Source organism: Burkholderia cenocepacia, from assembly GCF_014211915.1.
Lineage (GTDB): Bacteria > Pseudomonadota > Gammaproteobacteria > Burkholderiales > Burkholderiaceae > Burkholderia > Burkholderia orbicola.
On sequence record NZ_CP060039.1, the window covers coordinates 1,034,524 to 1,054,776 of the forward strand.

Here is a 20,253-nt window from a genome sequence, read left to right on the forward strand (position 1 = left end):
GACATGTTGGATTCTCGTGTGTGATACACACAACTCAAAATTACTGCTTCTTCCAGATTGGTTCTGTTGGCCACGCCAGCAGAACAACCCCCTTTGCCTGATGACCATAGCGAGTCGGTCCCACCCCTTCCCATCCCGAACAGGACCGTGAAACGACTCTACGCCGATGATAGTGCGGATTCCCGTGTGAAAGTAGGTAATCGTCAGGCTCCCTCAAGCCAAGAACCCCCGCCCGACCAGGCGGGGGTTTTTGCATTTCAGCGGCGGAAATGTGCATGGCGGGGTGAAGCCTTACCAACGCGACTGCATTAGCATCCCACCCACGCCATCAATCCCTGCATCCCATTCTCTCAATCGCTTCTATCTCCGGCGATTCAATTGCTTATTGATCGTATCTTCAATCAAGATGCAATTTCTTTTCCGCAGCGTATCGACAAGCGCGATCATATGATCAGCTTTCCGCCCACCGCAGCCCGCCACCCCTTCCACTCGACCGCCGCGCAGATCATCCAAAATCGCTGCGAAATGAACGCTTTATTCGGCGCGTCCACGTAAAATTTGCGAACCCCCCATCTCTACATTCAAAACGATGAACGCCGCCACCCAGGTAGCGCGGGCCGTTTGCCCGCATGATTGTCCGGACACGTGCGCAATGCGTGTGACCGTCGAGAACGGCAAGGCAATCAAGGTCACCGGCGATCCCGACCATCCGCCGACGCAGGGCGTGTTATGCACGAAAGTCAGTCGCTACGCGGATCGCGTTCACCATCCCGATCGCCTCACTGTCCCGCTCAAGCGCGTCGGTGCGAAGGGCGAAGGGCGCTTCGTGCCGATCAGCTGGAGCGAGGCGTTCGACGAGATTGGCCGCCGCCTCGGTGAGATCGCCGCGCGCGCGCCGGAAGCGATCGTGCCGTACAGCTATGCGGGAACGATGGGGCTCGTGCAAGGCGAGGGCATTGCCCAGCGCTTCTTTCACAAGCTCGGCGCCTCGCGGCTGGAGCGTGCGATCTGCGCGGCGGCCGGCGCAGCGGGGTTGCGATACACGTACGGCGGCAGTGTCGGCATGCACCTCGAGTACTTCGAGGAAAGCGAACTGATTCTGATATGGGGCGCGAATCCGATTGCATCGAGCCTGCACTTCTGGACCCGAGCCCAGGAAGCGAAGCGCCGTGGCGCGCATCTGGTTGCGATCGACCCGTATCGTTCGCTGACCGCGGAGAAATGCCATCAGCACATCGCGCTGAAGCCCGGCACCGATGGCGCGTTCGCGCTCGGCATGATGCATGTGTTGATCACCGAAAACCTGCTCGATCATGATTACATCGCCGACCATACGCTCGGCTTCGACGCGCTCAGGGCGCGCGCAATGTCCTATCCGCCGGAACGCGTCGCGCAGATCTGCGGCATCGATGCGTCGGAGCTGGTCGATCTTGCGCGTCGCTACGGCGCTACGCGCAAGGCCTCGATTCGCCTCAACTACGGTATGCAGCGTGTTCGCGGCGGCGGCAATGCGGTGCGTGCGATTGCCAGCCTGCCGGCACTGACGGGGGCGTGGCGCGATCGGGCGGGCGGCCTGCTGCTCTCGTCGTCGGAATCCGCGCCGGTCAACCAGGCGGCGCTGCTGCGTCCGGATCTGATGCCGGGTTGGCCGCATAAGCTGCCGCGCATCATCAACATGAACGCGATCGGCGACGCGCTGCTGCACCCGGGCGACGCGACGTTCGGGCCAAAAGTCGAAGCGGTGATCGTGTACAACTCGAATCCGGTGGCGGTCGCGCCCGATTCGTCCAAGGTGGCCGCAGGTTTCGCGCGCGACGATCTGTTCACGGTCGTTCTCGAGCACTTCAAGACAGATACGGTCGATTTCGCCGATATTGTATTGCCGGCGACGACGCAGCTCGAACATCTGGACGTCCATAAGTCGTACGGCCATACCTACGTGATGGCGAACCTGCCGGCGATTCCGCCAGTAGGAGACGCGCGGCCGAACACAGAGATCTTCCGGGGAATCGCGCGCAGCATGGGACTCGACGAACCGGCGCTTTATCACAGCGACGAAGAGGTCGCTCGCGCGGCGCTTCGCTGGGACGATCCGGCGCTCGACAGCGACTGGGACACGCTGAAGCGGGCCGGCTGGCTGAAGCTCAAGCTGCCGGAGGCGCCGTTTGCGAATGGTGGTTTCCGCACGCCCTCCGGCAAGTGCGAGTTCTACAGCCCACGGCTCGAGCAGATGGGCATGGAGCCGGTCCCTGACTATCTGCCGCCGTTCGAGTCGGCCGAAGCCGCGCCCGAGCTCGCCGCACGCTATCCGCTGGCGATGATTTCGCCGCCGGCCCGCCACTTTCTGAACAGCACGTTCGTCAACGTCGACAGCCTGCGCTCGACGGAAGGCGAGCCGCACCTCGACATGCACCCGTCCGACGCCGATGCGCGCGGCATCGCGGAGGGCGACACCGTCCGCATCTTCAATGACCGCGGCTCGATGCAGGCGCTCGCGCGCATTACCGACCGTGCCCGTGCCGGGCTCGTCGTCGGATTGTCGATCTGGTGGAAGAAGCTGTCGCCGGACGGCAGGAACGCGAACGAAGTGACGAGTCAGGCGCTGACCGATTTGGGGAATTCGGCGACGTTTTACGATTGTCTTGTGGAAGTTGAGCGGATTTGATCGAATATCGCCGTATCATCAGACGAAATTGATATGGAAGTTCGAAGTGGACATCTAACCCTGTTGTCTCGGGGCGGGGGAGCCGTTACGATGCGTTTTAGCACGACCATTCGAAAATCTGTGAGGAGACGCGCGGTATGGACAAAATTTGGCTGAAATCGTACCCACCCGGCGTTCCAGCCGAAATTGACTCCTCTCCTTATCCGTCCGTCCCGGACCTGCTCGACGAGAGCTTCCGTCAGTACCGCGACCGTACCGCGTTCGTCTGCATGGGCAAGGGCATCACGTACGGCGAACTCGACAAGCTGTCGCGCCAGTTCGGCGCATGGCTGCAATCCCGCGGCCTGGCGCGCGGGGCGCGGGTCGCGATCATGATGCCGAACGTGCTGCAGTACCCGGTGACGATCGCCGCGGTGCTGCGCGCCGGCTATACCGTCGTCAACGTCAATCCGCTCTATACGCCGCGCGAGCTCGAGCATCAGCTGAAGGACAGCGGTGCGGAGGCAATCGTCATCCTGGAGAATTTCGCGTCGACGCTGCAGGCCGTCATCGCCAATACGGCCGTCAAGCACGTGGTCGTCGCATCGATGGGCGATCTGCTGGGCATCAAGGGATGGCTCGTCAATTACGTGGTGCGCAACGTGAAGAAGATGGTGCCTGCGTGGCAGCTGCCGTCGTTCACGCGCTTCAAGGCCGCGCTGTCGGAGGGCGCGCGACTGGCGTTCAAGCCGCAGAAGATCGGCCCCGACGACGTCGCGTTCCTGCAGTACACGGGTGGTACGACCGGTGTCGCGAAGGGGGCGACGCTGCTGCACCGGAACATCGTGTCGAACGTGCTGCAGGCCGGCGCCTGGCACCATCCGGCTCACGAGAAGTATCCGGAGGTGGAGCAGTTCGTGACGGTTGTCGCGCTGCCGCTGTATCACGTGTTCGCGCTGACCGTCTGCGGTTTCCTGACGATGCGTACGGGCGGCATGGGCATCCTGATCCCGAACCCGCGTGACATCGCCGGCATGATCAAGGAGCTGAAGGGCTACCAGATCTCGACGATTCCGGCCGTCAACACGCTATACAACGCGCTGCTGAACCATCCCGAATTCGGTCAGCTCGACCTGTCGAAGCTCGTGATCGCCAACGGCGGCGGCATGGCGATCCAGGAGGGCGTCGCGAAGCGCTGGTATGAAAAGACGCGTACCGCGATCATCGAAGGATACGGGCTGTCCGAAACGTCGCCGGTGGCGACCTGCAACCCCGTGACGGCGACCGAATACAGCGGCACGATCGGCCTGCCGCTGCCGTCGACCGAAGTCGCGATCCGCGACGATGCCGGCAACGACGTCGCGCTCGGCGAGCCGGGCGAGATCTGTATTCGCGGACCGCAGGTGATGGCCGGCTACTGGAACCGGCCGGACGAGACCGCGAAGGTCATGTTCGCGGACGGCTTCTTCAAGACGGGCGACGTCGGCGTGATGGATGCGCGCGGTTACGTGAAGATCGTCGATCGCAAGAAGGACATGATTCTGGTGTCCGGCTTCAACGTGTACCCGAACGAAGTCGAGGACGTGGTGGCGTCGCATCCGGGCGTGTTCGAGGTGGCGGCGGTCGGCGTGCCGGACGAGCATTCCGGCGAAGCCGTGAAGCTGTTCATCGTGAAAAAGGATCCGGCGCTGACCGACAAGGACATCCTCGCCTACTGCAAGGAGCGGCTCACCGGGTACAAGCGGCCGAAGCTGGTCGAGTTCCGCACGGAGCTGCCGAAGACGAACGTCGGCAAGATCCTGCGGCGCGAACTGCGCGATGGGCGTGCGTAACGCATGCAACGATGCGGTTGAACGAAAAGCCCGGCCTGTGCCGGGTTTTTTGTTTGCGGCTGCGGCTGGATGACCGGAAGCGCCTGTTTCGTGGGGGCGCGCGGCGGCAAGCCTTGCGTTTCGAGCTGACGGCTGGAGGGCGTGTCGACAGCGACCATCCGATCACCGATCACCGATCACCGACCCACCGACCCACCGACCCACCGACCCACCGACCCACCGACCCGCTGATCCACCACCGTCACCGCCTCACCACAAAAGAAAAAGGCGCCCGAAGGCGCCTTCAATATGCTGCGGCTTGTCAGGCAAGCTGATTAGAACTTGTGACGGATACCGACGCGTGCCGCGACCTGGTTGCTCGTGCTCGACCCGGCCAGACCGTTGATCGCTGCCGTTGCCTTCAGGACGTTGCCGTTCGAATCGAGCACGTTGCCCGATGCGTGCTGGTACACGCCGATCGCGTAGACGTCGGTACGCTTCGACAGGAAGTAGTCGACGCCCAGCGAGCCCTGGTGGTACTTGGCTGCCGAGTTGCCGTCGATCTTGCTGCCTTGCGTGTAGTCGTACGCCGCGCCGAGGATCAACGCCGGCGTCAACTGGTACTTGAAGTTGATTTCGCCGTTGTTGAACGTCGCGGTCTGGTTCACGAACGGGCCTGCCGAGAAGCCCTTGAACTTCGTGTTCGAGTACGTCGCGCCGATCGTCGCTGCACCGAACGTGTAAGCGCCGCCTGCACCGATGACCTGGTACGTGTTCGCGTTGTTCGCGTACGCGCCGTAGACCGGCGACGAAACCGACGACGACGTCGACCCGTTGTTGAACATGCCGCCGAACTGGTTCGGCGTACGTGCGTTCAAGTAACCGACGCCGAGGACGAGCGGGCCGTTGGTGTAGCCTGCGCCGAGCGACCAGACCTGGTTCTTCGAGAACTGGCCTGCCTGGCCGCCGAAGCTGTACAAGCCGCCGAACGTGAGGCCGCCGTAGTTCGCGCTCGTGAATTTGACCGCGTTGTTCACGCGATACGCGTTGTTGAAGTTATCGAGGTCGCCCGGGTGAGCGGCGATGTAGCCGCCCCACTGGTCGCCTGCCTCGAGCGGGCCGACGAAGTCGACGACGGAGTCGTACTGACGGCCCAGCGTGACCGTACCGTACTGGCTCGACAGGCCGACGTAAGCCTGACGACCGAACATCAGGCCGCCCTGACCGAGCCTGCCGCTGTTCACGTCGAAACCGTTTTCGAGGGTGAAGATCGCCTTCAGGCCGCCACCGAGGTCTTCGGTGCCGCGCAGGCCGAAGCGGCTACCCTGCATCACGCCGCTCGCCAGGCCGTACAAGTGCTTGCCGCCTGCGTTGTTATTGAAGAGGAAGCCTTCATCGATGATGCCGTAAAGCGTCACGCTGCTTTGCGCATGGGCAGCGCCAGCGAACGCGCCCAGCGCGACGAGCGCGAGAAGCGACTTTTTCATTAACGGATCTCCAAGAATCACTGAATTTTTTTGGCGGGGCGGATAGTTATGTTCTGGCGACGGGCCCCATCAACTTCGCAAGAAGTCGCACGTAATGTAGCAAAGCCGGTTTTTGCCACAAAGCGAAATGCTGCAGCTCAACACCGCCATGTTTCCTTTATGCAACAATGGTTAAAATCACGGGTTAACCGCAATTTCCGCTGAATAATCAAGTCGGTTACGCAGCGGACTCGTGCCCTTGCCGCGCGCAGCGGCACCTGCAGCCAGGAGAACAGGATGGTGTTGGATGAACTGATCAGCGAATTCGATCGCGGCCTGCGATCGCTGACCGGCATTAGCCGGATGAGCCGGCCGGTGCCCGTGCCGGCCGATACGCCGGACGTCGAACTGACGCCCGCCGAACGCACGCACGCGGCCGGCCTGATGCGCGTGAATCACGTCGGCGAGGTCTGCGCGCAGGCGCTCTACCAGGCGCAGAAGCTCACCGCGCGCACGGCGTCGGCGAAGGCGATGTTCGAGGAAGCCGCGCGCGAGGAGGAGGATCACCTCGCGTGGACCGCTCACCGCCTGAAGGAGCTCGATTCGCGCCCGAGCCTGCTGAATCCGCTGTGGTATGCCGGCGCCCTCGCGATCGGCGTGGCGGCCGGCACGCTCGGCGACAAGGTCAGCCTCGGCTTCATGGCCGAGACGGAGCGGCAGGTCGAAAGCCATCTCGAAGGTCACATGTCCGAGCTGCCGCCGACCGATACCGCGTCGCGCGCGATCGTCGACCAGATGCGGATCGACGAGGTGAAGCACGGCAAGGCCGCGACCGACGCCGGCGGGATCGAGCTGCCGCTGCCCGCGCGGATGCTGATGCGCGCCGCGTCGAAAGTCATGACGAGCACTGCGTACTATCTCTGAGATTTGCGCCGGGGTGGCGTGGGACGCCGCCCCGGTTCACCGCCCCCGATATCGCCCGCTCCCTCCTCGTTTTCCCGCCCCCGAAAGCCCCGTCCGCACGCCCGTCTGGCCCGTCTTTCTCACGTATCACCTTCACAAGTTGCACTAGCTCATTCATTTATAACGGTTTTTGGAATGAGGGGGCGCATGAGCATGTGCGCGTAAGTCCTTGTTCTAACTAACAAAATTCGTCAAAAAAGCGGGCCGCTCCCTTGACCGTGCCACACCCTTCCTCTAAAGTGGGAGACGGTGTGAGAAAGTGTATTTTTGTGTGATTTAGCAGGCTGTTCCGGCTAAATTCTCAGCATTGAGCGGGTGCTTCGGTGCCCTGAACGGGAGAGCGGAAAGTGTTCCAAGGGGCGTCGGCGCTGACGCTCGATGCGAAAGGGCGGATGTCGGTGCCGTCTCGCTATCGCGAAGCGCTGCAAGGACAGGCAGAAGGACGGGTGACTGTGACCAAGCACCCGGACGGCTGCCTGTTGCTGTTTCCGCGCCCCGAATGGGAAGTGTTCCGCGCCAAGATCGCCGCGCTGCCGATGGACGCGCACTGGTGGCGGCGAATTTTTCTCGGCAATGCGATGGACGTCGATCTCGACAGCGCGGGCCGGATTCTTGTATCGCCCGAGCTGCGCATGGCAGCCGGACTGGAAAAGGAAGTCATGTTGTTGGGAATGGGTAGTCACTTCGAGCTGTGGGATTCGCAGACCTACAACGCGAAGGAGCAGGCAGCGATGGCGCAGGGCATGCCCGACGCGCTGAAGAATTTCACGTTCTGATTGCGGTGACGGAGACGCCCGCGATGGGAAATGAATTGCGGCATCGGACGGTGCTGTTGGATGAAGCGGTCGAGTCGCTCGTGACGCGGCCGGACGGCGTGTATGTCGACGGCACGTTCGGGCGCGGCGGCCATAGCCGCGCGGTGCTCGCGCGGCTGGCGTCGGCCGGGCGGCTGATCGCGTTCGACAAGGATCCGAGGGCGATCGAGACGGCGCAGGGCATCGAGGATGCGCGCTTCTCGATCGTGCATGACAGCTTTGCATCGATGCGCGACGCGCTTGCGGCGCGCGGCGTCGAGAAAGTGTCGGGGGTGTTGCTGGACCTGGGCGTGTCCTCGCCGCAGGTGGACGATCCGGCGCGCGGCTTCAGTTTCCGCGCCGATGGTCCGCTGGACATGCGAATGGATCCGACGCGTGGCGAGTCGGCGGCCGAATGGCTCGCGCGGGCTTCGGTGCAGGAATTGACGGAGGTGATACGGGATTATGGGGAAGAACGGTTTGCTTTTCAGATTGCAAAGGCGCTTGTTGCTCGCCGGGCAGAGTCCGACCGTCTTGGGCCTCTCGACACCACGGGCGAGCTTGCCCAAATCGTGGGTCACGTCGTCAAAACCCGTGAGAAGGGCAAGGATCCGGCAACCCGCACCTTTCAGGCTATACGGATTCACGTCAATCAAGAGCTTGCGGACCTGCAAGTCGTACTAGACGCGGCACTGTCGTTGCTGGAGCAAGGGGGGCGGCTGGTGGTCATCAGCTTTCATTCACTCGAGGACCGGATCGTCAAGCGATTCATGCAGGCGCACGCGAGTGCGCCTGCGGTCGATCGTCGCTTGCCGATCCGCGCCGTCGATCTCCCGAGCCCGCCGCTCAAGATCATCAGCCGCCAGTTTCCGAGCGAAGCGGAAGTCGCCGCGAATCCGCGCGCCCGCTCGGCCGTGATGCGCATCGCGGAGCGCGTCACGCCATGAGCCGCCTCAATATCTTCCTGCTGATCATCGTGATGGGTTGCGCGCTGTCGGTCGTCAACTCGACGAACCAGCAACGCCAGATCTTCATCCAGCTGCAGCGTGCGCAGTCGCAGGAGCGTCAGCTCCAGCAGGACTACGCGCAGCTTCAATATCAGCAGAGCGCGCTGTCGAAGACGTCGCGCATCGAGCAGCTCGCGAACGATTCGCTGAAAATGCAGCCGATCTCGACCGGCCGCACGCAATACCTGACGCTGCCGGCGGGCGCCGCGAAGGCGATCGACGCGCCGATCCCGGCGTCGGCCGACACGGCCGGCAAGGGCAAGGGGGCGCGCGATGAAGCCGTCCCCGAAGCGCCAGAACGTGAAGTTCTCGTCGAGCCCCGTGCTGGGCGTTCATTTGCCGATGTGGCGCTCGAAGCTCGTCGTGTTCCTGCTGTTCATGGCGTTCGTCGCGCTGGCCGCACGGGCGTTCTGGATCCAGGGGCCCGGCAACGCGTTCTATCAGAAGCAGGGCGAAAGCCGCTACCAGCGCACGATCGAACTGCCCGCGACGCGCGGCAAGATCCTCGATCGTAACGGGCTCGTGCTCGCGACGAGCCTGCCGGTGCGCGCGATCTGGGCGATTCCCGACGCGGTGCCGGACGATCTCGACGCGGACAAGGTCAATCAGCTCGGCAAGCTCCTCGGCATGACGTCGAAGGAGTTGCGCGTGAAGCTGTCGGAAGACAAGGGTTTCGTCTACGTGAAGCGCCAGGTGCCGATCGACGTCGCGGACAAGGTCGCCGCGCTCGACATTCCCGGCATCTATCAGCGCAACGAATACAAGCGCTTCTACCCGGAAGGCGAGATCACCGCCCACCTGATCGGCTTCACGAACGTCGAGGACGAGGGCCAGGAAGGCGTCGAACTGGGCGACCAGAAGATGCTGTCCGGCACGTCGGGCATGCGCCGCGTGATCAAGGACCGGATGGGGCACATCATCGAGGATGTCGCCGAGCAGATTCCGCCGCACAACGGCACCGACGTCGACCTGTCGATCGACAGCAAGATCCAGTACATCGCGTACGCGAACCTGAAGGCCGCCGTCGAGAAGTTCAAGGCGAAGGCCGGCGCGGCGATGGTCGTCGACGTGCGTACCGGCGAAGTGCTCGCGCTCGTCAACTACCCGACGTACAACCCGAACGACCGCTCGCGCATGACGGGCGAGCAGTTGCGCAACCGGATCATGACCGACGTGTTCGAGCCGGGCTCGATCATGAAGCCGTTCACGGTGTCGCTCGCGCTCGACCTGCACCGCGTGACGCCGAATACGCTCGTCGAGACGGGCAACGGGCATTTCGTGCTCGACGGCGCGCCGATCACCGACGACGCGGGTTTCGGCACGCTGACGGTCGGCGGCGTGATCCAGAAGTCGAGCAACATCGGCGCGACGAAGATCGCGATGACGATGCGGCCCGAGGAAATGTGGAATATGTATACGAGCATCGGCCTCGGCCAGGCGCCGAAGGTCGGCTTCCCGGGCGCGGTGGCCGGCCGCCTGCGTCCGTGGAAGAGCTGGCGCCGCATCGAGCAGGCGACGATGTCGTACGGCTACGGCCTGTCGGTGTCGCTGTTCCAGCTCGCGCGGGCGTACACGGCGATCGCGCACGACGGCGAGCTGATGCCCGTGACCATTTTCAAGACCGACCCCAATCAGCCGGTCGCGGGCACGCAGGTGTTCAATCCGACCACCGCGCGCGAAGTGCGCTCGATGCTGGAGACGGTGGTCGCCCCGGGCGGCACGTCGCCGGATGCGGCCGTGCCGGGCTATCGCGTCGGCGGCAAGAGCGGTACCGCGTACAAACATGAAGGGCACGGCTACACGCGCAAGTACCGCGCGTCGTTCGTCGGGATGGCGCCGATGCCGAATCCGCGTGTCGTGATCGCGGTGTCGGTCGACGAACCGACTGCCGGCAGCCACTTCGGCGGCCAGGTGTCCGGCCCCGTATTCTCGGCGATCGCCGGCGACACGATGCGTGCGTTGAACGTTCCGCCGAACATGCCGATCAAGCAGCTCGTGGTGTCCGACGATTCGCCGGACTCCGCTGCCGCAAAGGGCCCGCAAAAGCTGGCTACGAATGGCGGCGCGAAGCATATGATCGTGTCCAGCACGACGCGTAATTCACCAGGAGTTGTTCGATGAGCGCCGCCCGCAGTTCCCATCCGGCGCATCAGCAGATCGCAGCCGCGCTTGCGTGGCTGCGTCAGCATGTGGCCCCCACGGCGCAACTGCATGCCGACACGCGCAGCCTCGAGGCTGGCGACGTGTTCGTCGCGTATGCGGTCGACGGGGCAGATAACCGCGCTTTCATGGCGGATGCCGTCGCACGCGGCGCGGCCGCCGTGCTGTATCAGCCGGAAGGGCTGGCCCACGCACCGGCCGCGCCGGCCGTACCCGTCGCGCTGGCGGTGCCGGCGCTCGACCAGCTCGCCGGCGAGATCGCCAGCGGCTGGTACGGCGACCCGAGCGACAGCCTGCTGGCGGTCGGTGTCACGGGCACGAACGGCAAGACGTCGTGCACGCAATGGATCGCCACCGCGCTGACGGCACTGCACCAGCCGTGCGCGGTGATCGGCACGCTCGGCACCGGGATGCCCGGTCAGCTCGTGCCGACCGGCTTCACGACGCCCGACGCGCCGCAACTTCAGCGCAGCCTCGCGCAATTGCGCGACGCGGGTGCGCAGGCCGTGGCGATGGAGGTGTCGTCGCACGCGCTGCATCAGGGGCGCGCGAACGGGACGGCGTTCGACGTCGCGGTGTTTACGAACCTCACGCAGGATCACCTCGACTATCACGGCACGTTCGATGCGTACGAGGCCGCGAAGGCGAAGCTGTTCGCGTGGCGCGGCCTGCGCGCGGCGGTGATCAACCGCGACGATGCGGCGGGCCGCCGCCTGCTGGAGAAGCTGGCCGGTCGCGTGCGCACGATCGCGTACGGGATCGGCGATGCACCGGCGCCCGACGCCGATCGCGAACTGGTCGCGCTCGACGTGCGCGCCACCGCGACGGGTACCGCATTCCGCCTGCGTTCGTCGTGGGGCGACGCGAACGTCGAGGTCGGCACGCTCGGCACGTTCAACGTCAGCAACCTGCTCGCGGTGCTCGGCGCGCTGCTCGCGGCCGACGTGCCGTTCGACGCGGCACTCGCCGAGATCGAGCGGCTCGAGTCGGTCAACGGCCGGATGCAGCGGCTCGGCGGCCGGTTGCAGAACGACGAGCCGCTCGTCGTGATCGACTACGCGCACACGCCCGACGCGCTCGAAAAGACGCTCGACGCGCTGCGCCCGATCGCCGCGGCGCGCGGCGGCCGGCTCGTCTGCATGTTCGGCTGCGGCGGCGATCGCGATGCGACGAAGCGTCCGCTGATGGGCGCGATCGCGGAGCGGCTCGCCGACGAAGTCGTCGTCACGAGCGACAACCCGCGCAGCGAAGATCCGCAGCACATCATCGACCAGGTCGTCGCGGGCATGACCGCGCCTGATCGCGCACGCCGTATCGAGGATCGCGCCAGCGCGATCCTGCAGGCCGTGCGGGGCGCCGCACGCGAGGATGTCGTCGTGCTGGCCGGCAAGGGCCACGAGGCCACGCAGGAAATCATGGGCAAGAAGCGTACGTTCTCCGACCAGGATCATGCACGGCTCGCGCTCGCAGCGCGCGCGACGCACGGCAAGGGAGGCGCCGAATGACGATGCTCAGCCTCGGCGAAGCCGCCCGCCTGATTCCCGGCGCCACCGTCCACGGCGACGCGGGCGTCACGTTCGACCGCGTGTCGACCGACAGCCGCACGGTCGGCCCGGGCGACCTGTTCGTCGCGCTGAAGGGCGAGCGTTTCGATGCGCACGACTTTCTCGGCGACGTTGCCGCGCGCGGCGCTGCCGCGGCGCTCGTCGCGCACGCGCCGGCGGACGTCGCGATGCCGATGATCGAAGGCGGCGAAACGCGTGCCGCGCTCGGCGCGCTCGCGCACGGCTGGCGGATGCGATTCCCGCTGCCGCTCGTCGCGGTGACGGGCAGCAACGGCAAGACGACCGTCAAGGAAATGATCGCGTCGATCTTCGCGGCAGCGGTCGGCGCCGACGCGCGACTCGCGACGGCCGGCAACCTGAACAACGATGTCGGCCTGCCGCTGACGCTGCTGCGCCTGTCGGCCGCGCATCGTCTCGCGGTGATCGAGATCGGCATGAACCATCCGGGCGAAACCGAAGTCCTCGCGCGCCTCACCGCGCCGACGGTCGCGCTCGTCAACAACGCGCAGCGCGAGCACCAGGAATTCATGGCGACGGTCGAAGCCGTCGCGCTCGAACATGCGGCCGTGATTCACGCGCTGCCGCCGGACGGCGTCGCGGTGTTCCCGGCCGACGACGCGTACGCGGGCATCTGGCGCGTCGCGGCGACCGGCAACCGCATCCTCGATTTCGCGCTGCACGACGCCGAACGGCAGAACGACGCGCAGATCGTCGGCCGCATGCACGGCGGCGAACTCGCGATCGACACGCCGGCCGGCGCCGTCACGGTGCGGCTGCGCGCGCTCGGCGAGCACAACGCGCGGAACGCGCTGGCCGCGACGGCCGCGGCGCTCGGCGCCGGCGTCGCGTTGTCGGCGATCCGGCAGGGTCTCGAATCGTTCGAACCGGTCAAGGGCCGGCTGCAGGTGAAGCAGGCGAGCGTCGGCAGCCTCGCGGGCGCGACGGTCGTCGACGATACGTACAACGCGAACCCCGATTCGATGCGTGCCGCGATCGACGTGCTCGCCGCGCATCCGGCGCCGCGCGTGCTGGTGATCGGCGACATGGGCGAAGTCGGCGACGAAGGGCCGGCCTTCCATCGCGAGATCGGCGCGTACGCGCGCGAACGCGGGATCGACGCGCTGTTCGCGCTCGGCGACGCATCGCGCGACGCGTGCACGGCCTACGGCGACACGGCACGCCATTTCGACGACGTCGGCGCGCTCGTTTCGGCGCTGCTCGCGGCCGGTTACGGCGCGCAGGCGACGGTGCTCGTGAAGGGCTCGCGGTACATGAAGATGGAGCGCGTGGTCGACGCGCTGACGAACCAACCCGCGGCGGGCACCGTGCCCGCCGCACACTGAGTAGAAGGAAGGAAGCATGCTGCTGGCGCTGGCGCAATGGCTGCAAGGAGACGCAAGCTTTTTGCGCTTGTTCACGTACCTCACGTTCCGGGCGGTGATGGCCACCATCACCGCGCTCGGGATCGGGCTCGTGTGCGGTCCGTGGGTGATCCGCAAGCTGACGCAAATGAAGGTCGGGCAGGCCGTGCGCAAGGATGGCCCGCAGACCCACCTCGTCAAGTCCGGCACGCCGACGATGGGCGGCGTGCTGATCCTGATCGGCATCGCGGTCGCGACGCTGCTGTGGGGCGACCTGACGAACCGTTTCATCTGGATCGTGATGCTCGTCACGTTCGGCTTCGGCGTGATCGGCTGGGTCGACGATTACCGCAAGGTCGTCCACAAGGACCCGCGCGGGATGTCGTCGCGCGAGAAGTATTTCTGGCAATCGGTGATCGGGCTGTTCGCGGCCGTTTATCTCGCGTTCAGCGTGTCCGAGGCGAACAACGTGCGGGTGTTCGACCTGTTCATGGCGTGGGTGCGGAGCGGCCTGTCGATGGGGCTGCCGGCGCGCGCCGACCTGATGCTGCCGTTCCTGAAGTCGATCAGCTACCCGCTCGGCGTGTGGGGCTTCATCGTGCTGACCTACTTCGTGATCGTCGGCGCGAGCAACGCGGTGAACCTGACCGACGGTCTCGACGGCCTCGTGATCATGCCGGTCGTGCTGGTGGGCGCGTCGCTCGGTGTGTTCGCGTACGTGATGGGCAGCGCGGTCTATTCAAAATACCTGCTGTTCCCGCACATCCCGGGCGCGGGCGAGCTGCTGATCTTCTGTTCCGCGATGGGCGGGGCCGGGCTTGCGTTCCTCTGGTACAACACGCACCCCGCGCAGGTATTCATGGGCGACGTCGGCGCGCTGGCGCTGGGCGGCGCGCTCGGCACGGTCGCGGTGATCGTGCGCCAGGAAATCGTGCTGTTCATCATGGGCGGCATCTTCGTCGCGGAAACACTGTCGGTGATGCTGCAGGTATCGTGGTTCAAGTACACGAAGAAGCGTTACGGCGAAGGACGCCGCCTGCTGAAGATGGCGCCGCTGCACCACCATTTCGAATTGTCCGGCTGGAAGGAAACGCAGGTGGTCGTGCGTTTCTGGATCATCACGCTGATGCTGTGCCTGTTCGGTCTGACCACCCTCAAGCTGCGGTAAAGGAAAGGTAACAAGGATGTCTGGCGAGATGTTTGGAGATCGGCAACGGCCGATGGTGCTCGTACTGGGGCTCGGGGAATCGGGTCTCGCGATCGCGCGATGGTGCGCGAGGCACGGGTGCCGGCTGCGTATTGCCGATACCCGCGAGGCGCCGCCGAACCTTGCCGCGCTGCAGGCCGAAGGCATCGATGCGGAATTCGTCGGCGGGGCGTTCACGCCCGCGCTGCTCGACGGCGGCGTCGAGATCGTCGGGTTGAGCCCCGGCCTGTCGCCGCTGGAGCCGGCACTCGCGGCGCTGGTCGCGGCCGCGAACGAGCGCGGTGTCGCGGTATGGGGCGAACTGGAATTCTTCGCGCAGGCGCTGCGTGCGCTCGGCACGAGCGGCTACCAGCCGAAGGTGCTCGCGATTACCGGCACCAACGGCAAGACCACGACAACGAGCCTCACGGGCCTGCTGTGTCAGCGCTCGGGCAAGAAGGTCGCGGTCGCGGGCAACATCAGCCCGGCGATGCTCGACCGGCTCGCGAGCGCGATCGACGAAACCGCGCTACCCGACGTATGGGTGCTCGAACTGTCGAGCTTCCAGCTCGAGACCGCGCGCACGTTTGCGCCGGACGCGGCCGCGATCCTGAACATCACGCAAGACCACCTCGACTGGCACGGCAGCTTCGACGCGTACGCGCAGGCAAAGGGCCGGATCTTCGGTGCGACGACGACGCGCGTGCTGAACCGCGACGACGCAGCCGTGATGAAGTTCGCTCCCGCGGTTGGCGCGGCCGACGCGCCGCGCACAGTCACGTTCGGCCTGAACGAGCCGACGCAGGACGGCGACTACGGGCTGTCGCGCGACAACGGCATCGCATGGCTGGTGGAAGCCGTCGATCGCGACGCACCGGATGAAGTGACCACGACCCGCCGGCGCAAGCGCGACGCCGCGCATACGCCCGACATCGCGCAAAAGCGCCTGATGCCGGCCGACGCGCTGCGCATCCGCGGGCTGCACAACGCGGCGAACGCGCTGGCCGCGTTCGCGCTCGCGCGCGCGATCGACCTTCCGGCCGCACCGTTGCTGCACGCGCTGCGCGAATACCGCGGCGAAGCGCATCGCGTCGAAGTGATCGCGACGATCGACGACGTCGACTATGTGGATGACAGCAAGGGCACGAACGTCGGCGCGACGGTAGCCGCGCTCGACGGGCTCGCGCAGAAGATCGTGCTGATCGCGGGCGGCGACGGCAAGGGGCAGGATTTCGCGCCGCTGGTCGCGCCGGTCGCGCGCTGGTGCCGCGCGGTGATGCTGATCGGGCGCGACGCGCCGGTGATCCGCGACACGCTCGCCGAAACGGGCGTGCCGCTCGCTGACCACGCGACGCTCGAAGCAGCGGTGCACGCAGCAGCCGAGCTCGCCGAGCCGGGCGATGCGGTGTTGCTGTCGCCTGCCTGCGCGAGCCTCGACATGTTCAGGAACTACGCCCATCGCGCGGAAGTGTTCCGCGCGGCGGTCGACGCAATCGCCATCGACAAAGGAGCGACGCCATGAGCTGGTCCGATCGCCTCGTCTCCCGCTTCAATGACCGGCGCGACACCGGCGGCAATGCCGCGGGCGGCCGCGTCGCATCGGCCACGCGCGCCGCGACGGGCGGCCTCGCGAGCGTCGTCAACGGTGTGCGCCCGAGCCGTTCGCGGATGCTCGATTTCGACTATTCGCTGCTGTGGGTCGCGATCGCGCTGCTCGGACTCGGCGTCGTGATGGTGTATTCGGCGTCGATCGCGATGCCCGATTCGCCGAAATACGCGTCGTATCACGATTACGCGTTCCTGATGCGCCACTGTGTGTCGCTCACCGTCGCGTTCATCGCGGCGGTGCTCGCGTTCCGCGTGCCGGTGTCGACCTGGGACAAGTACGCGCCGCATCTTTTCCTGATCGCGCTGGTCGGCCTCGTGATCGTGCTGATCCCGCACGTCGGCAAGGGCGTGAACGGTGCGCGCCGCTGGATTCCGCTCGGCATCACGAACATGCAGCCGTCGGAAATCATGAAGCTCGCGGTGACGATCTACGCGGCGAACTATACGGTGCGCAAGCAGGAATACATGCAGAGCTTCGCGAAGGGCTTCCTGCCGATGGCGTTCGCGGTCGGCCTGGTGGGCGCGCTGCTGCTGCTCGAGCCCGACATGGGCGCGTTCATGGTCGTCGCCGCGATCGCGATGGGCGTGCTGTTCCTCGGCGGCGTGAACGGCAAGCTGTTCGGCGGCCTCGTCGCGACGGCGGTCGGCACGTTCACGATGCTCGTATGGTTGTCGCCGTGGCGTCGCGAGCGGATCTTCGCGTATCTCGATCCGTGGGACGAGCGCTACGCGCAGGGCAAGGCTTACCAGCTCACGCACTCGCTGATCGCGTTCGGCCGCGGAGAGTGGTTCGGCGTCGGCCTCGGCGGCAGTGTGGAGAAACTGAATTACCTGCCGGAAGCGCATACCGACTTCATCCTCGCGGTGATCGGCGAGGAACTCGGCTTCATCGGCGTGCTGGTCGTGATCCTGCTGTTCTACTGGATCGTGCGTCGCGCGTTCGAAATCGGCCGCCAGGCGCTCGCGCTCGATCGCACGTTCGCGGGCCTGATGGCGAAGGGCATCGGCATCTGGTTCGGCGCACAGACGTTCATCAACATGGGCGTGAACCTCGGGCTGCTGCCGACCAAGGGGCTGACGCTGCCGCTCGTGAGCTACGGCGGCTCCGGCATCCTGCTGAACTGTGTCGCGCTCGCGGTGCTGCTGCGGGTCGACTACGAGAACCGGGTGCTGATGCGCGGAGGGAAGGTATGACCGCGTCGCAACGCACGCTGATGGTGATGGCAGGCGGCACCGGGGGCCACGTGTTCCCGGGGCTCGCGGTCGCGCACCGGATGGAAGCGGCGGGCTGGCGCGTCGTATGGCTCGGCAATCCGGCCGGGATGGAAGCGACGCTGGTGCCGAAGCACGGCATTCCGATGGAGTACGTGCGGTTCGGCGGGCTGCGCGGCAAGGGCCTGAAGACCAAGCTGACGCTGCCGGTCAACCTGCTGCGCGCATGCTGGCAGAGCCTCGGCGCGCTGCGCCGCGTGCGGCCGGACGTCGTGCTCGGGATGGGCGGCTACATCACGTTCCCGGCGGGCGTGATGACCGCGCTGTCGGGGCGGCCGCTCGTGCTGCATGAACAGAATTCGATCGCGGGCCTGACCAACAAGGTGCTCGCGAAACTCGCGAAGCGCGTGCTCGTCGCGTTCCCCGGCGCGCTGCCGCACGCGGAATGGACGGGTAACCCGATTCGCGCGGAACTGGCGCACACGGAACCGCCCCAGGCACGCTATGCGTCGCGCAGCGGCCCGTTGAACGTGCTGGTCGTCGGCGGCAGCCTCGGGGCGGCCGCGCTGAACGAAGTCGTGCCGCGCGCGCTGGCGCTGCTGGCGCCGGGCGAGCGCCCGCGCGTCGTGCACCAGGCCGGCGTGAAGCACATCGAGGCACTGAAGGCGAATTACGAAGCGGCCGGTTTCGCGGCCGGCGAGGACGTGCGGCTCGTACCGTTCATCGACGACATGGCGGCCGCGTATGCGGCGGCGGATCTGGTGATCTGCCGATCGGGCGCGATGACGGTGTCGGAGATCGCGGCGGTGGGTGTGGCGGCGCTGTTCGTGCCGTTCCCGTATGCGGTCGACGATCACCAGACGACCAACGCCGCGTTTCTCGCCGATGCGGGCGCGGCCGTGCTGGTGCAACAACGCGACCTGTCGGCGGAGCTGCTCGCCGACTGGCTGCGCGGCCAGTCGCGGGCGTCGCTCGCGGACATGGCGGAACGTTCGCGTGCGCTCGCGAAGCCCGAGGCCACCGACGAAGTCGCGCGCGTCTGCGCGAAGGCGGCCGGCGCGAACCTGGAAATACTGCAATGAAACACATCGTCAAACACATTCATTTCGTCGGGATCGGCGGCGCCGGCATGAGCGGCATTGCCGAAGTGCTCGTCAACCTCGGCTATGCGGTCAGCGGCTCGGACCTGTCGCGCAATGCGGTGACCGATCGCCTCGAGGCGCTGGGCGCGCGGATCGCGATCGGCCACGATGCGGCGAACATCGAGGGCGCGAACGCGGTCGTCGTGTCGACGGCCGTGCGCTCGGATAACCCGGAAGTGCTGGCCGCGCGCCGCCAGGGCGTGCCGATCGTGCAGCGCGCGGTGATGCTGGCGGAGCTGATGCGCCTGAAGCAGGGCATCGCGATCGCCGGCACGCACGGCAAGACCACGACGACGAGCCTCGTCGCGAGCGTGCTCGCGGCGGGCGGGCTGGACCCGACCTTCGTGATCGGCGGCCGGCTGATCAGCGCCGGCGCGAACGCGCGGCTCGGCACGGGCGACTTCATCGTCGCCGAGGCCGACGAGTCGGATGCGTCGTTCCTGAACCTGTATCCGGTGATCGAAGTCATCACGAACATCGACGCTGACCACATGGACACCTACGGCCACGATTTCGCGCGGCTCAAGCAGGCGTTCATCGAATTCACGCAGCGCCTGCCGTTCTACGGCAGCGCGGTGGTGTGCGTCGACGATCCGAACGTGCGGCAGATCATTCCGTTCATCTCGAAGCCGGTCGTGCGCTACGGCCTGTCGCCGGACGCGCAGGTGCGCGCGGAAGACATCGACGCGCGCGACGGCCGGATGCACTTCACGGTGATCCGCGAAGGGCGTGCGCCGCTCGCGGTCGTGCTGAACATGCCGGGCCTGCACAACGTGCAGAACGCGCTCGCGGCGATCGCGATCGCAACCGATCTCGGCGTGTCGGACGACGCGATCCAGCTGGCGCTGGCGGAATTCAACGGCGTCGGCCGGCGCTTCCAGCGCTACGGCGACGTGCCGAGCGCGGACGGCGGCCAGTACACGCTGATCGACGACTACGGTCATCACCCGGTCGAGATGGCGGCGACGATCGCGGCCGCGCGCGGCGCGTTCCCGGGCCGCCGCCTCGTGCTGGCGTTCCAGCCGCACCGCTACACGCGCACGCGCGACTGCTTCGACGATTTCGTCAACGTGCTGTCGACGGTCGATGCGCTGGTGCTGACTGAAGTCTACGCGGCCGGCGAAGCGGCGATCCCGACGGCCAGCGGCGACGCGCTGTCGCGCGCGCTGCGCGCGGTGGGCAAGGTCGACCCGGTGTTCGTCGCGACGGTCGACGACGTGCCGGACGCTTTGGCGAAAGTCGCGCAGAACGGCGACGTGGTGATCACGATGGGGGCGGGTTCGATCGGCGGCGTGCCGGCGAAGCTCGTGCAACACATTCAACAGAAGGCATGA

At 66.0% G+C, this 20,253-nt stretch carries 15 protein-coding genes, 1 rRNA gene and 1 pseudogene; 16 read left to right on the forward strand and 1 reads right to left on the reverse strand.

Annotated elements, in window-relative coordinates; translation table 11 throughout:
• Window positions 1-96: 96 nt before the first annotated feature.
• From rrf to SY91_RS04885, 4 genes are all read left to right on the forward strand, one after another.
• A 5S ribosomal RNA gene (rrf, locus tag SY91_RS04870) occupies window positions 97-209 on the forward strand.
• A 169-nt stretch (window positions 210-378) separates the two neighbouring features.
• The gene (locus SY91_RS04875; RefSeq protein WP_162595516.1) at window positions 379-555 is read left to right on the forward strand and encodes a hypothetical protein; all 177 of its coding nucleotides are present in this window, start codon (window positions 379-381) and stop codon (window positions 553-555) included.
• A gap of 34 nt (window positions 556-589) precedes the next feature.
• Window positions 590-2,665 (forward strand): molybdopterin-dependent oxidoreductase, encoded by a 2,076-nt coding sequence (locus SY91_RS04880; protein ID WP_043888227.1) that lies wholly within the window; start codon window positions 590-592, stop codon window positions 2,663-2,665.
• Window positions 2,666-2,802: 137 nt separating this feature from the next.
• Complete coding sequence (locus tag SY91_RS04885; protein WP_006477028.1) at window positions 2,803-4,476, forward strand: long-chain fatty acid--CoA ligase; 1,674 nt, start codon at window positions 2,803-2,805, stop codon at window positions 4,474-4,476.
• 314 nt (window positions 4,477-4,790) lie between these two features.
• Here the strand turns inward: SY91_RS04885 and SY91_RS04890 are convergent, their stop codons facing one another.
• Window positions 4,791-5,942, reverse strand: coding sequence for a porin (locus tag SY91_RS04890; RefSeq protein WP_023477229.1), 1,152 nt, complete (start codon window positions 5,940-5,942; stop codon window positions 4,791-4,793).
• Between the two features lie 276 nt (window positions 5,943-6,218).
• Between SY91_RS04890 and coq7 the strand changes: the two genes are divergently transcribed.
• The 12 genes and pseudogenes from coq7 (at window position 6,219) to murC (ending at window position 20,253) form a co-directional block, all read left to right on the forward strand.
• Entirely contained in the window at window positions 6,219-6,845 is a 627-nt protein-coding gene (gene coq7, locus SY91_RS04895) for a 2-polyprenyl-3-methyl-6-methoxy-1,4-benzoquinone monooxygenase (protein WP_006477026.1), read from the forward strand.
• Between the two features lie 386 nt (window positions 6,846-7,231).
• Entirely contained in the window at window positions 7,232-7,660 is a 429-nt protein-coding gene (gene mraZ, locus SY91_RS04900) for a division/cell wall cluster transcriptional repressor MraZ (protein WP_006477025.1), read from the forward strand.
• Window positions 7,661-7,683: 23 nt separating this feature from the next.
• Window positions 7,684-8,625 carry a 16S rRNA (cytosine(1402)-N(4))-methyltransferase RsmH gene (gene rsmH / locus SY91_RS04905; RefSeq protein WP_011694135.1) on the forward strand — a complete coding sequence of 314 codons (942 nt, stop codon included), beginning with the start codon at window positions 7,684-7,686 and terminating at the stop codon, window positions 8,623-8,625.
• Window positions 8,622-8,939, forward strand: a pseudogene (gene ftsL, locus SY91_RS04910) (cell division protein FtsL); the annotation flags it as partial. The gene rsmH and the pseudogene ftsL, both read left to right, overlap by 4 nt.
• 19 nt (window positions 8,940-8,958) lie before the next feature.
• Entirely contained in the window at window positions 8,959-10,806 is a 1,848-nt protein-coding gene (locus SY91_RS04915) for a peptidoglycan D,D-transpeptidase FtsI family protein (RefSeq protein ID WP_006477022.1), read from the forward strand.
• On the forward strand, window positions 10,803-12,350 hold the full coding sequence (locus tag SY91_RS04920) for a UDP-N-acetylmuramoyl-L-alanyl-D-glutamate--2,6-diaminopimelate ligase (protein ID WP_043888229.1): 1,548 nt from the start codon (window positions 10,803-10,805) through the stop codon (window positions 12,348-12,350). Before SY91_RS04915 ends, SY91_RS04920 begins: the two co-directional genes overlap by 4 nt.
• Complete coding sequence (gene murF / locus SY91_RS04925) at window positions 12,347-13,753, forward strand: UDP-N-acetylmuramoyl-tripeptide--D-alanyl-D-alanine ligase (protein ID WP_006477020.1); 1,407 nt, start codon at window positions 12,347-12,349, stop codon at window positions 13,751-13,753. The genes SY91_RS04920 and murF overlap by 4 nt, the downstream gene beginning before the upstream one ends.
• Window positions 13,754-13,769: 16 nt before the next feature.
• On the forward strand, window positions 13,770-14,939 hold the full coding sequence (gene mraY / locus SY91_RS04930; protein ID WP_006477019.1) for a phospho-N-acetylmuramoyl-pentapeptide-transferase: 1,170 nt from the start codon (window positions 13,770-13,772) through the stop codon (window positions 14,937-14,939).
• A gap of 28 nt (window positions 14,940-14,967) precedes the next feature.
• The gene (murD, locus tag SY91_RS04935) at window positions 14,968-16,479 is read left to right on the forward strand and encodes a UDP-N-acetylmuramoyl-L-alanine--D-glutamate ligase (RefSeq protein WP_023477230.1); all 1,512 of its coding nucleotides are present in this window, start codon (window positions 14,968-14,970) and stop codon (window positions 16,477-16,479) included.
• Window positions 16,476-17,759 (forward strand): putative lipid II flippase FtsW, encoded by a 1,284-nt coding sequence (ftsW, locus tag SY91_RS04940; protein ID WP_011544500.1) that lies wholly within the window; start codon window positions 16,476-16,478, stop codon window positions 17,757-17,759. Before murD ends, ftsW begins: the two co-directional genes overlap by 4 nt.
• Window positions 17,756-18,859, forward strand: a complete 1,104-nt coding sequence (murG, locus tag SY91_RS04945) for an undecaprenyldiphospho-muramoylpentapeptide beta-N-acetylglucosaminyltransferase (protein WP_023477231.1) — start codon at window positions 17,756-17,758, stop codon at window positions 18,857-18,859. Before ftsW ends, murG begins: the two co-directional genes overlap by 4 nt.
• Window positions 18,856-20,253 carry a UDP-N-acetylmuramate--L-alanine ligase gene (gene murC, locus SY91_RS04950; protein ID WP_006477016.1) on the forward strand — a complete coding sequence of 466 codons (1,398 nt, stop codon included), beginning with the start codon at window positions 18,856-18,858 and terminating at the stop codon, window positions 20,251-20,253. Before murG ends, murC begins: the two co-directional genes overlap by 4 nt.

Excerpts from the sequence above, each read along its gene's own strand:
- SY91_RS04880 (WP_043888227.1), top strand. The coding sequence starts at position 590 with ATGAACGCCGCCACCCAGGTAGCGCGGGCCGTTTGCCCGCATGATTGT.
- SY91_RS04885 (WP_006477028.1), top strand. The coding sequence starts at position 2,803 with ATGGACAAAATTTGGCTGAAATCGTACCCACCCGGCGTTCCAGCCGAA.
- SY91_RS04890 (WP_023477229.1), bottom strand. The coding sequence starts at position 5,942 with ATGAAAAAGTCGCTTCTCGCGCTCGTCGCGCTGGGCGCGTTCGCTGGC.
- coq7 (WP_006477026.1), top strand. The coding sequence starts at position 6,219 with ATGGTGTTGGATGAACTGATCAGCGAATTCGATCGCGGCCTGCGATCG.
- rsmH (WP_011694135.1), top strand. The coding sequence starts at position 7,684 with ATGGGAAATGAATTGCGGCATCGGACGGTGCTGTTGGATGAAGCGGTC.
- SY91_RS04915 (WP_006477022.1), top strand. The coding sequence starts at position 8,959 with ATGAAGCCGTCCCCGAAGCGCCAGAACGTGAAGTTCTCGTCGAGCCCC.
- SY91_RS04920 (WP_043888229.1), top strand. The coding sequence starts at position 10,803 with ATGAGCGCCGCCCGCAGTTCCCATCCGGCGCATCAGCAGATCGCAGCC.
- murF (WP_006477020.1), top strand. The coding sequence starts at position 12,347 with ATGACGATGCTCAGCCTCGGCGAAGCCGCCCGCCTGATTCCCGGCGCC.
- mraY (WP_006477019.1), top strand. The coding sequence starts at position 13,770 with ATGCTGCTGGCGCTGGCGCAATGGCTGCAAGGAGACGCAAGCTTTTTG.
- murD (WP_023477230.1), top strand. The coding sequence starts at position 14,968 with ATGTTTGGAGATCGGCAACGGCCGATGGTGCTCGTACTGGGGCTCGGG.
- ftsW (WP_011544500.1), top strand. The coding sequence starts at position 16,476 with ATGAGCTGGTCCGATCGCCTCGTCTCCCGCTTCAATGACCGGCGCGAC.
- murG (WP_023477231.1), top strand. The coding sequence starts at position 17,756 with ATGACCGCGTCGCAACGCACGCTGATGGTGATGGCAGGCGGCACCGGG.
- murC (WP_006477016.1), top strand. The coding sequence starts at position 18,856 with ATGAAACACATCGTCAAACACATTCATTTCGTCGGGATCGGCGGCGCC.